Annotated in this window: 9 protein-coding genes; 4 read left to right on the top strand and 5 right to left on the bottom strand. The window is 56.5% G+C overall.

The features are described from left to right. Positions 1–598: 598 nt before the first annotated feature. Positions 599–1069: a transcriptional regulator NrdR gene (gene nrdR / locus C5L39_RS02860; RefSeq protein WP_123047370.1), complete on the top strand. Its 471-nt coding sequence runs from the start codon at positions 599–601 to the stop codon at positions 1067–1069. Between the two features lie 78 nt (positions 1070–1147). Here the strand turns inward: nrdR and hrpA are convergent, their stop codons facing one another. After that, the gene (gene hrpA / locus C5L39_RS02855) at positions 1148–5059 is read right to left on the bottom strand and encodes an ATP-dependent RNA helicase HrpA (RefSeq protein ID WP_123047369.1); all 3912 of its coding nucleotides are present in this window, start codon (positions 5057–5059) and stop codon (positions 1148–1150) included. 84 nt (positions 5060–5143) lie between these two features. Here hrpA and C5L39_RS02850 point away from each other — a divergent pair, with 84 nt between their 5' ends. Next, positions 5144–6148 (top strand): hypothetical protein, encoded by a 1005-nt coding sequence (locus C5L39_RS02850; protein WP_123047368.1) that lies wholly within the window; start codon positions 5144–5146, stop codon positions 6146–6148. On the opposite strand, the gene C5L39_RS02845 is transcribed toward C5L39_RS02850, so the two are convergent. Then, positions 6142–7080 (bottom strand): hydrogen peroxide-inducible genes activator, encoded by a 939-nt coding sequence (locus C5L39_RS02845; RefSeq protein WP_123047367.1) that lies wholly within the window; start codon positions 7078–7080, stop codon positions 6142–6144. The two genes, C5L39_RS02850 and C5L39_RS02845, sit on opposite strands and share 7 nt — an antisense overlap. A gap of 198 nt (positions 7081–7278) precedes the next feature. On the opposite strand from C5L39_RS02845, the gene C5L39_RS02840 reads away from it, so the two are divergent. Both C5L39_RS02840 and ahpD read left to right on the top strand, forming a co-directional pair. Further along, complete coding sequence (locus C5L39_RS02840; RefSeq protein ID WP_123047366.1) at positions 7279–7875, top strand: peroxiredoxin; 597 nt, start codon at positions 7279–7281, stop codon at positions 7873–7875. Between the two features lie 3 nt (positions 7876–7878). Further along, entirely contained in the window at positions 7879–8403 is a 525-nt protein-coding gene (ahpD, locus tag C5L39_RS02835; protein ID WP_123047365.1) for an alkylhydroperoxidase, AhpD family, read from the top strand. Positions 8404–8505: 102 nt separating this feature from the next. Here the strand turns inward: ahpD and C5L39_RS02830 are convergent, their stop codons facing one another. From C5L39_RS02830 to C5L39_RS02820, 3 genes are all read right to left on the bottom strand, one after another. Beyond that, a complete protein-coding gene (locus C5L39_RS02830) occupies positions 8506–9105 on the bottom strand; it encodes a hypothetical protein (protein ID WP_123047364.1) in 600 nt (199 codons plus the stop codon). A gap of 236 nt (positions 9106–9341) precedes the next feature. Beyond that, positions 9342–10688, bottom strand: coding sequence for an aspartate aminotransferase family protein (locus C5L39_RS02825; RefSeq protein ID WP_123047363.1), 1347 nt, complete (start codon positions 10686–10688; stop codon positions 9342–9344). Positions 10689–10726: 38 nt separating this feature from the next. Beyond that, positions 10727–12268: a CoA-acylating methylmalonate-semialdehyde dehydrogenase gene (locus C5L39_RS02820; RefSeq protein ID WP_123047362.1), complete on the bottom strand. Its 1542-nt coding sequence runs from the start codon at positions 12266–12268 to the stop codon at positions 10727–10729. Between the last annotated feature and the right edge of the window lie 314 nt (positions 12269–12582).

Genomic DNA, 12582 nt, shown 5'->3' with positions numbered 1-12582 from the left:
TGAGGGAATCTCTGGACAAATGTTCGAAGCACTGATATAAATCGAACATGTCCAATATTCGAACATATGAACGATGAATGTGGCTGTGGGATGCAGATAAATTCAGTCGCTTGTGTGTAGCCATTGAAAGGAATTCCTATGGTCACCTCTCTTAATACCCATCCGGTAGGTAGTGGCATCTTGACGTCTAGCGTTACCGTCGTTCCGGCTGCTGCAGTATGGAATCCTGTCTTCAATTCGAAATCCGCAGCCGATCGACATCCTGTTCGAACACTCGTTGTCGAGGATAGAGCGCAACAACAATCCGTGCAGCATCTGTTTGAAGGAATATCGCCGGATGAAGCTGCTGAGAGCAACGGATACCATAATCAAGAAACCGCGGGCAGCTACCTGGGTGGTGCCTTATTCGGGCTATGCCTAGTGGCAGCGATCTTTCTGTCGTGGCACGTAAGTGAGAGCGGCGGGCAAGATATGCCAGTCCAAGGAGGACCTGATACTGCGGTAGTTTCGGTTCCCTAGAACAATCCGGGGGTAGGATACTTCGGAAAGCTGAACCTAGTGTCCACACCAGCTCCCGGAAAGAGGATGAACAACAACCGTGTATTGCCCGTTTTGCCACCACGATCAATCCCGCGTTATCGATTCTCGGGTGGTAGACGCGGGGGCATCGATTCGCCGCCGCCGTGAATGCACTAGCTGCCGTGGTCGGTTCACCACCATTGAGAAAGCCGTCTTGCTGGTGGTCAAGCGCAACGGGGTGACCGAGCCGTTTAGCCGGGACAAAGTTGTCCTGGGTGTCCGACGTGCATGCCAAGGGCGTGACGTATCCGATGACGCGCTTAAACGTCTAGCCCAGGAAGTCGAGGAGACTGTCCGCCGTCATGGCAGCTCCCAGGTCAACGCCAATGACATTGGGCTAGCTATTCTTGAGCCTTTGCGTGCGCTGGATGAAGTCGCCTATTTGCGTTTTGCCTCTGTCTATAAGTCTTTTGAATCCGCAGAGGATTTCGAATCGGAGATCCGGTACATGCACCGTCGCTCTCGTGAAGAGGATTTCGGATCTGAGTAGGCATCAATTCTCTAAGCCCCAGAGAGGAAGAAACGCTCTTCTGCCACGGCAGGAGAGCGTTTCTTGGTCGCAGGAAACCTAGCGCAGCTTGTCTACGGCCTTTTGAATGCGGCGTACCGAGATCGGCCGGGTAGTGCCTAGTCGCTGGGCAAACAGGCTCACCCGCAGTTCTTCGATCATCCAGCGGATTTCTTTGACCTCACGAGTCTTTTCTCTGCCAGCGGGCAGTTTTGCCAGGCGCAGAGCCAGGTAGGAAGATGCTTCCTCCACTTGATCTTGCCGGTCGGCATCTTTATCCGGATCTACGGACATCTCAGCTAGTCGAGTACTCATCGCTTGCAAATAGCGCGGAAGATGCTTCAAATGCTCTTGACCATGGATAGTGACGGCATTGCGTGGAAGCAGGAAAGCCAGTTGAGCAGTCATGTCATCAATGGCCCCACCAGACCACTTGCTGAGTTCATCTGAGACTCGGTGGAATTCAATCAGCGCCGGTGCCATAGAAACCACCGTCCTGCGTACGATGCCCGGAACCCCAGGGGAGATAGCCTCGGTTAATGCTTGAAACTGCTTCGGATCGCGCACTGGTCCGCCATTGTCGATCAGTAGATCGCGGATGGCGGCAATGCGGGCATCTTCAACCAACCCGGTAGCTCCACCGTGTGGATAGTTGTCTACCGCTACGCGTTGTTGCAGTGGCAGCCCCTTGGTCATTGGCTGGGGATTGATCGGGATAGCTCTAATCAGCAGAGTCAATGTTGCGGTGAGCATCGAAGAATCCGCGGCGGCTCTGGTGGGATGCACCTTGACCGCCACGCCACCAGCAGTAGCTACTAGTGCTGGATAAGCAGTGACTTCGTGACCGTCCACGATGGTGCTGGCCTCTTCGGCGATAACTCCGAGTGAATCAGCGGTCCACTTGGGCACCGATTTGGCCTCAGCTTTGTGGCTGACCTTGCTCAGTGAAGAGGTGATCGATCCAGACTTACGGCGGATGAGAGCGTCAAGATCTTTGTCGGCATCGATTACTTTGCCGCGCTTGTCTACCGCGCCATAGGTCATCTTGAGGTGAGCAGGCAACGCCGAAGGGCGGAAATCAGTGGCGCTGATACTGCGGCTGCCCATCTCGTGCAAGACCCGGGCCAATTCAACGACCACAGGGCTGTCGTAGGGGCGCATCTTGGGTAGAGCTCGGGCCGCATACTCAGGAGCTGGCACGACTGCGCGTCGCAGGTCCTTGGGCAGGCTGCGGATCAACTCGGTGATGAGCTCTTCGCGGAGCCCAGGGACCAACCAATCAAAGCCGGCGGTGTCCAATCCCGACAGTAATGGCACCGGAATCAAGACTGTCACGCCATCGCGGGGATGGCCTGGTTCGAAGCGATAAATCAGGTCATAGGTGAAGAGGTTTTTGTTCCACCGGTCAGGGAAGGCTTCTTCGGTGATCTCTTGGGCCTGATCATCCAGCAGGGCAGCTGGATCGAAATCGAGCATGTCTGGACTATCTCGACGGGTTTTCTTCCACCAAGAGTCAAAATGCCGACCGGTGGTCACGCTTTCCGGCAGCCGAGAATCATAGAAGGCGAAGAGGGTTTCCTCATCGACCACGAGGCCACGGCGTCTGGCCTTTTCCTCCACCTCCGCGGCAGCTTCCAGCTGTTCTACATTGCGGTGATAGAAGGTGTGGTGAGTGCTCCAATCACCCTCGATGAGGGCATGGCGGATAAACATCTCCCGCGCGGCCTCCGGATCCACCCGGTGGAAAGGCACCACACGATCGGCCACGATGGTTACCCCATAGAGCATGGACTTTTGATGCGCGATGGCACAAGAGCGCTTTCTCGACCACGCGGGCTCGGAGTATTGATGCTTGAGCAGCGCTCCGGCGATTTTCTCAACCCATGCGGGTTCAATCTTGGCCACGTCGCGGGCCCAGAGCCTGGAAGTCTCCACCAGTTCGCCGGCCATGAGAAACTCCGGGGGCTTTTTAGCCAGGGAAGAACCGGGAAAGACCATAAAGCGGGTGCCGCGGGCGCCTTTAAACTCCCGGGTATTGCCGTCGCGGACACCGATATGCGAAAGCAACCCAGACAAGAGAGATTGGTGGATCGAATCAGGATTGCGCTCACCACTGACCTCGTGGCGGCTGCTCCACCCCAGCTGGCGGGAGACCTCCCGTAGTTGACGGACCAAGTCGTGCCATTCCCGAATCCGCATGTAGTGCAGGAACTCTTTTTTCATCTGCTTACGGAAAGCGTTGCCGCTGAGATCATCGCGTGATTGGTTGATGTAGTCCCACAGCTTCAGGGAAGAGAGAAAGTCACTGCTGGGGTCTTTGAAACGGGCATGTGCTTGATCAGCTTGAGCTTGGGCTTCTAAGGGGCGCTCCCGCACATCCTGGATGGTCATGGCGGCGACGATGACTAAGACGTCGTCAAGCACACCGAGACGGTTGGCCTCGACGAGCATGCGCGCCATGCGTGGGTCAACTGGCAGCCGGGCGAGATCTCGACCGATCGGCGTCAGCACAGGTTGGCCCTGGTCCTCCTTCTTAGCTAATGCGCCTAGTTCATGCAGCAAGAGCAAGCCATCGCGGACTGCTCGGTTTTCAGGCGGCTGAACGAAAGGGAACTCGGTAATCGCACCTAGGCGCATCTGTGCCATCTGCAAGATGACACTGCCGAGGTTGGTACGCAGGATCTCCGGGTCAGTAAATTCCGGCCGGGATTCGAAGTCCTCCTGGGAGTAGAGCCGAATAGCAATACCATCGGCCACACGGCCGCAGCGGCCTGAGCGCTGGTTGGCACTAGCTTGGGAGATCGCCTCGATGGGCAGGCGCTGGACTTTGGTGCGAGTGGAATAGCGAGAGATTCGCGCGGTGCCCGTATCGATGACATAGCGAATGCCCGGAACCGTCAATGAGGTTTCAGCAATATTGGTAGAAAGTACGACTCGGCGGCCAGAATGTGGCTGAAATACTCGGTGCTGCTCTTGGTTGGAGAGTCGACCGAAAAGGGGAGTGACTTCCACACCCTTCAACTTGCGTCCCTCGATGGCCTCCATGGCATCGCGGATATCGCGTTCTCCGGGGAAAAAGCAAAGAATATCTCCTGGGCCTTCACCCATGAGTTCTTCGATCGCCTCGCAAAGCGCATCGAGGGGATCTTGGTCGACCAGTTTGCCTTGGACCTCAAACTCCATGGGCTGGTAGCGAATCTCCACCGGGAAAGTACGTCCGGACACCTCGATGATGGGAGCGGGTGTGCCCTGAGCATCGGCGAAGTGATGAGCGAATCGTTCCGGATCGATCGTCGCGGAGGTGATGATCACCTTCAAATCCGGGCGTTGGGGGAGCAGCCGACTGAGATAGCCCAGCAGGAAGTCGATATTGAGCGAACGCTCATGTGCCTCATCGATGATGAGAGTGTCATACCCACTGAGCTGGCGATCCCGCTGCATCTCCGCGAGCAAAATGCCATCGGTCATCAGTTTGACTGCTGAGGTGGACGAGACGCGATCGTCGAAACGAATGGTATAACCGACCGTTTCGCCCAGATCCTGGCCAAGCTCATCGGCGATGCGCTCAGCCACGGTGCGGGCAGCCAGACGCCGCGGCTGGGTGTGCCCGATCTTGCCGCGTCGGCCGCGACCTAGTTCCAGGCAGATCTTCGGAATCTGAGTGGTCTTTCCGGAACCGGTCTCACCGGCAACAATGACTACCTGGTTGTTCTCGATAGCCTCGGCGATATCGTCCCGGCGCGCCGAAACCGGCAGCGTCGCAGGGTAGGTAATTTTCGGAACGGCTGCATCGATCCGGGCTCGCTTGGCGACGGCCGCTTCCACATCGGAAGCGATTGCTCGCAGGGCCTTCGGCGCGCGTGCCCGAGAAAGCCTGCGGGTTAACGCCCGCTCATCGGCAAGAGTCACCTTAGATAGTCGAGCGAGCAGATCTTGGCGGGAGGGATGGGATTGGGAAGAGGCAGTAGTCATGGCTGATCCAGGATTCTACCGCTTGTTTGGGAGATGACCTATCGTGGGACACCTATGTCTTGATCACAAGAGAATTGAGGGAGTATGACCCAGCCTGGTGTTGGCCCAGAAGATGACCGTTCGCGCGATGATGAGACTCCCGGGGATTTTCCGAACTACCCCGCATACCCGTCTACTCCGCATCCAGAAGACAGTGCCTCCTATGGAGCTTCTGAAAGCACTCCTAGTAGCTATCCCGGATATCAGCACTACAACGTAGATGGTGCGAATTGGGCGGCGACCTCCGGAGGTTACGCTGCTGGTCAGCAGCCGCAGGGCACCGGCAAGGTTCAGATTCGGGAAGCACTCGGTTGGGCGTTTAAGACGACCTTCCGCAACTGGGCATTGTGGATCTTCGGACTGCTGGCACTGATGGCAGCCGGGATCGTCGTGTCGGTGGCTTTTGACCTTCTCACCGGAGCTTTCACCAGTGGCGGTTCTGTAGAAACTGGGTGGGGCTACCAGCTAGGGCAGCTACTTCTCACGGTGATCTTCGCTGGTGTGATGATTGCGGTCTACCACGGGGCTTTGCGTCAGATCGACCAAGCCAAGGTTGGCTTGAATGATTTTGTTGATCGCGTCAACTTCTGGCCTAGCTTAGGGATGTCGCTGTTGGTGCAGATCGTCTCCGGCGTAGTTGCGGTAATTTTTGTACTCCCACTAGTGATTCCCATGCTGGGAGTGGATGTGCTCAACATCACCGATGCGGAAGCCATGGACCTGCTCGGGCAAATATTCCTGGCTCTAGCGGTAGTGCTGCTGATCAGCGCTTTGATCTCCCCGCTGGTCACCTTTATTGTCTGGTACTTGGTAGATCGCAAGACCGGCTTCTGGGAGGCGATTTCCCAAGGCGTGCGCAATGGACTGGCTAACTACGCAAAACTGCTGCTGTTTTTCGTGCTGGCAATGATAGTGAGCATGATTGCAATGGTGATGACCTTCGGTCTCGCCCTGATAATTTTGATGCCGGTCGGGATACTGACCCAGGCGATGCTCTACCGCCAGATGTCATCTGGCCCATTGCCAGCCCAAGAAACTGCGACCTACTGAGCCGAGATGGCCTTTAAATAGGCTGCGGTGACCAGCTCGCCGAAGGCCGCAAATTCGCCGGCCCGCGAGCTGGAATTGCGGAAAACCAATCCCACTTCACGTTGAGCGCTAATCCCCGGCCGGAAGCTGGCAGTAGCCAGCCCGGGGCGAGCGCACTCGCTGTTGACTGCAGATTTGGGGATCAACGTGCTGCCCAGTCCACCAGCGACCAACTGGATGATGGTGGTCAATGAAGAAGCCCGAGTAATGGAGTTAGTAGTCTCGGTGGGATTGAGTTCAGCAGTCCGACATAGATCGACAATCTGATCACGCAGGCAATGACCATCATCGAGCAGCAATAGATCTAAGTCTTCGAGGCAATCAAGACCTAAGTCATTCCGACCAGCTAGGTGATGGCCCTGGGGAACGACTACTGAGAATTTCTCCTGGTAGAGCGAAATTTCCGTGACTCCAGGCGCTTCCGACGGCAGGGCCATTACGGCTAGATCTATCTGCCCGTCGCGCAGCATCTGGATCAAGTGATCGGTCTGATCTTCGATGATCCGAGGCTCTAGCTCCGGAAATTTCTCATGCAAAGAAGTAAGGAGATTCGGCAGGAGATAGGGGGAGATGGTCGGGATGATGCCAATGGTCAGCGGTCCGGTGAAATCACCGTGAGTGCCGCGGGCATGAGTCAAGAAGATATCAGCGGCATCGAGGGTGGCTTTGGCATAGGGTAGGAGCTTTTCCCCGGCAGTGGTCACGATCACGCGCCGGGTAGACCGCTCGATGAGCTGGAGTCCCAACCCTTGTTCTAATGCCATGAGTGCTTGCGATAGTGATGGCTGCGAGATGGCGAGCTTGTGTGCGGCTGTGCCGAAGTGTTTGTTCTCCGCAATGGTGACAAACGTGCGCAGTTGAGACAGTGTTGGGCGATACTCCTTATTGCTCATGCCTATTACTATAGACACAATTTGTAGTAATTTTTTATTGACGAGCTTGGAGGTTCCGGGCATAATGGGATCTGGCTCCACCAACGGCAGTAGTCGATTACGGCGCTGTTATTGGTATGGCCGATCGCATGAGCGGTCTGGGGTGTCCAGCAACCGAAGGTCTACCCCGCAACCACGATTTTTCTGAGGAGACAGAGAATGGCAATTCTGACCGTTGGAGAGAAGTTCCCCGAGTTCGAGCTGACCGCGCTTAAGGGCGGCGACCTGCATGACGTCAACGCTGCGCAGCCGGAGGACTACTTCGAGACTGTTTCTCTGGACAAGTACGAGGGTAAGTGGAAGATTGTGTTCTTCTACCCCAAGGATTTCACCTTCGTTTGCCCGACCGAGATTGCCGCATTCGGCAAGCTCGACGAGGAGTTCCAGGATCGTGACACCCAGGTTCTCGGTGGCTCCACCGACAATGAGTTCGCCCACTTCAACTGGCGCGCAACCCACCCGGAGCTCAAGGGTGTTCCCTTCCCAATGTTCGCTGATGTCAGCCACACCCTCGTTCGCGCTCTGGGTGTAGAAAACACCGGCGGTGTCGCTGACCGCGCAACCTTCATCATCGACCCCGATGGCATCATCCAGTTTGTTTCGGTCACCCCGGATGCCGTCGGCCGCAACGTCGACGAGGTCTTGCGTGTCCTCGATGCACTGCAGTCCGAAGAGGTCTGTGCCTGCAACTGGCAGGCCAATGACCCGACCAAGAACATTGACAAGCTTGCCGTTGTCCAGGAGGGCCTGAAGTAACTTATGTCCATTGACAACCTGAAGCAGTCCCTGCCCGAGTACGCTAAGGATCAGAAGCTCAATTTGGGTTCTTTGACCCGCTCGACTGAGCTTACTGAGCAGCAGCTGTGGGGGACTTTCCTCTCCACTGCCGCCGCTACCGGCAATGACGTGGTCTTCTCGGAGATTGCCGAAGAAGCCAAGGAGCACCTTTCCGAGGTTGCTTTCGACGCCGCCCTCGGTGCTGCCACTGTCATGGCCATGAACAATGTTGCCTACCGCGCTCGCCACTTCCTCGGTGATGACTACACCCAGGTCAAGATGGGCCTGCGGATGAACATTATCAACAAGTCCGGCGTGGATAAGGTTGATTTTGAGCTGTGGTCCCTGGCTGTGTCCACCGTTAACGGTTGTGAAAACTGCGTCAACGCGCATGACAACACCGTCCGCGGCGAGGGCCTGACCAAGGAGCAGGTCTGGGAGTCTGTCAAGATTGCCGCCGTCATCACGGCCGTTGCCCAGGCACTCCAGATTGAGGCTGCACGCTAGATATAGTCAGCCGCTAGATCCAAAGACGGCCGCTACCTTTCCGAATGATGGGGAGGCAGCGGCCGTTTTTGTGCGCTGTGGGTAGTGCTTATCGACGCCGAGTTAGTTCGCTGGGAAGCTTAGCTCCGCCAGGTCGCGTCCATCAGCGTCATCAAGATCGATCTCCCAGCTTAAGTCTCGATCGTCATCGAGTTCGACCTCGTCGAGGAATCCTTCTGGCTGTTCATCGAGCGCCTGTCTGATGGCTTCAGCCGCAGTGACGCTGGCCGACTGTGCCTTAGCTACGTCATCTCCATCGTTGTCTCGTTCTTCTTCCCGGATGTTTCCATCAGGGTCAACCTCCAGATCGATAACCTCATCTCCTGCCACCACCTCGATGTCGTAGGCGTTGCGATCATCTTCACGATCGATATCAATGATGATGCCGTTGGAGTATTCGGCCAATACTTCATCGATGGCAGCAAACACCGGATCGGCAGGGGGCGTCGGGATCTCTTCTACTGAGCTGGGCGTGGTCTCAGCGGCGGTGGTCTCAGCGACAGTGGATTCAGCAGCGGTGGTGTCCTGTGCGGCCGTGGAGGTCACGGTGATCGCGTCTGTTCCAGTATCTTCGGTGGTCGCGTCTTCGGCCGAGCTGCAGGCGCTCAACACCAAGCCAGAGCTCAAGGCTAAGACGGTGGTGGTGATCAATCGTGAAGTCATGGTCTGTTACTCCTGGGAGGATCGGGTACCGGAAGCAGGTCAATGTCTTCTCTACCGTAAAACAAAATACGGAAATCGGCCTGAAATTGAGGAGATCGATCTCAACAACAAGAGCAAGATTGTTAGGTGAGGCATCCCAGCCAGCTGAAGCGAGAACGGGAAAACTCCCCGTGACCAGTAGAAATAGGGCCTCGGGGAGTAATTCACCTGGGTAGTGATCGAGCAGGCTGGAGCTTCTAGATCTCCTTGATGGCGTCCTCGATGATCTCAAGCCCGCGACGCAGATCTTGCTCAGAGATAATCAGCGGCGGCGCAATATGGATGCGGTTTTGTTGGAGCATCGGCCATAGACCAGCAGCCTTGCATGCGGCGCTGATCTTGAGCATGGGCTCATTTTGCTCAGCAGTCGGGTGGAAAGGCACCAATGGTTCCCGGGTGTCGCGATCGGTGACCAATTCAATAGCCCAGAGCAATCCCAGACCGCGGTACTGGCCAACAACCTCGTATTTGTCAGCCAAGCCAGCCAAGAAGGGGGCCACGACCTCGTCACCTAGCTGGCGGGTATGCTCCAGAATCTGCTCATCTTCAAAGATAGCGAAGGTCTCAACTCCAACCGCGCAGCCGAGCGGATGGCCAGAATAGGTCAGTCCACCGGGGTAGACGGTGGTGGCGAAGCTATCTCGGACGGCATCTGAGATCAGCACTCCGCCGAGTGGGACATAACCTGAGGTGACACCCTTAGCGAAGGTCAGCAGATCTGGTTGGGCTTGAAAATTCTCCACGGCAAACATCGTGCCGGTACGGCCAAAACCAACCATGACTTCATCGGCGATGTAGAGGATGCCGTACTTATCGCACAGGGCGCGGATTCCAGGTAGATATCCAGCCGGAGGGACAAGGATGCCATTGGTACCGACAACGGTCTCGATGATGATCGCCGCGATCGTGGAGGCGCCCTCCAGGATGATCTGTTCTTCCAAGTGCGCCAAAGCGCGCTCGCACTCTTGGGCCTCATCTGCAGCCCAGAATGCGGAACGGTAAGCGTAGGGGCCGAAGAAGTGGACTACCGACGGGTCGCCTTGATCATTGGGCCAGCGGCGAGGGTCGCCGGTCATGCTGATCGCAGTGGTGGTGGCGCCATGGTAGGAGCGATACATCGACATCACTTTTTGGCGTCCGGTGTGCAACCGAGCCATGCGCACTGCGTGCTCATTAGCATCGGCGCCAGCATTGGTGAAAAAGACCTGATTGAGCGCACCTGGAGCGGCCTCTGCAAGCAGGCGTGCTAGCTCGGAGCGAGCATCATTGGCGAAGGCCGGCTGGATGGTAGCCAATTTTTCAGCCTGGTCCTGGATTGCGCGGACCAGTCGTGGGTGCTGGTGGCCGAGGTTGAGGTTGACCAGCTGAGAACCGAAGTCGAGGTAAGTATTTCCCTCATAGTCAGTGAAGCTGGACTCGGAGCCAGAGACTACCGGTAGAGCGTTAAATAGATCCTGAGCAGCCCAGGAATGGAAGACGTGACTGTTGTCGAGCTCGCTTACCCGCTCAGCCGACATATCAGTAGTTACTGTCGCAGTGGTCATGGTCGTACTCCTTAGAGGAAAGGTGAATGCGGTGAGGGCTAGTTGGTGGGGAAGCCGAGGTTGATATGGGACTCATCTGGCAGCGGCCAGCGGGAGGTAACCACCTTGCGGCGGGTGTAGAAATTGAAGGACTCTGGGCCGTAGATATGAGTATCGCCAAACAGGGACTTCTTCCATCCGCCGAAGGAGAATGATCCGATAGGTACTGGGATCGGCACGTTAACTCCGACCATGCCGACCTCGATGGCGAACTCAAACTCGCGGGCGGCGCGGCCATCTCGAGTAAAGATCGCGGTGCCATTAGCAAATTGGCAGTTGTTGATCAGCTCTACGGCCTCGTCGAAGCTCTGGGCACGAGCCACCGACAGCACTGGGCCGAAGATTTCTTCGTCATAGACCGGCATGCCAGGTGCGACGTGGTCGATCAACGTCGGACCAACGAAGAAACCGTCCTCGGGTAGGTCAGCGGATCGGCCGTCTACGACCAACTCTGCACCAGAAGTACTAGCCCCGGCGATGAGTCCTTCGATGCGCTGCTTGGCCTCGGAGGTAATCACCGGACCCATTTCTGAATCTGGGTGGGTGCCTTCGCCGATGGTCAGGTCAGCCATCCGGGTCTTGATTTTGGCGATCAACTCATCGGCAATATCGCCGACTGGAACGATCACACTGATGGCCATGCAACGCTCGCCGGCAGCGCCGAAACCTGCCGAGATGGCGGCATCGGCAGCGGCGTCGAGATCCGCATCCGGCATAACGACCATATGGTTTTTCGCCCCGCCTAGAGCCTGAACTCGCTTGCCCAGCGCAGTGGCGCGGGTATAAATCGACTGGGCGATCGGAGTGGAACCGACGAAGCTTACTGCCTGAACTCGCGGGTCGTCGATAATAGTTTCTACGGCTTCGCGGTCACCATGGACAAGATTGAGCACGCCTTCGGGAAGTCCCGCTTCGTGGAAGGCCTCTACGATCCAGTTGACTGCGCTGGGGTCCTTTTCGCTGGGCTTGAGAACGACCGTATTGCCGGCGGCGATAGCAGTGGTGATCATCCACAGTGGCACCATCGCCGGGAAGTTAAAGGGAGTAATGCAGGCGACTACGCCCAGCGGCTGGCGAATCTGGCGGACATCGACGCCGGTGGCTGCTTGCTCGAGGAATTCACCCTTCATGTGATGGACCAAGCCAGCACAGAACTCCACGTTTTCTACGCCACGGGCGATTTCACCGATGGCGTCAGAGAGCACCTTGCCCTGTTCTTCGGTGATCAGTTCAGCTAACTCATGCTTGCGAGAAGTAATGATCTCATGCAGTTTGAACATCACTGCTGCACGCTTGGCCAAGCCGGTGGATCGCCAGCCAGGAGCAGCCGCTTGGGCTGCGGAGATGGCAGCGTCCACGGTGTCGCGGGAAGCAAAAGCAACCGAAGCGGTCACTAGCCCGGTGGCAGGGTTGTAGACCTTGCCAAAGTGCTCTGACTCAGCAAGCTGGCGGCCGCCAATAATATGAGGGACCACTCTTATTGCGGAGTCCGTAGTGGTGTCGTTGTGATCGATGCGGGTATCTGGGACAACCTGGGTCATCAATTTCTCCTTGTTTGGTGTGGTGACCGGAGGGTCGAGGATTGGTTATGAGTAGGAAAAAGACAGTGTGTTTAATTGCCGTCAGTGAGGGGAGCGGCCTACGAGGAAGTCAATAGTGATCTAGCAACAGTGTCACTAGCACGGGGTATCGCTTCCTTGGAGAGAATCTTGCCAGTAATAACTATTGATTGGCAGGTTCAATGTGTGGTGGAAGTGACATAGAAGTGGACACTCTGTAGTTCTGGGCTCTTGGCTGGCACTTGGGAATTATGGAACCTATCGAATGATCGTTATGATCGATCGACAGAAGCCCT

This window comes from Corynebacterium alimapuense (genome assembly GCF_003716585.1).
Classification (GTDB): Bacteria; Actinomycetota; Actinomycetes; order Mycobacteriales; family Mycobacteriaceae; genus Corynebacterium; species Corynebacterium alimapuense.
Note: the sequence above shows the minus strand (reverse complement) of the source record. Positions and strands in the feature narration are given on the sequence as shown.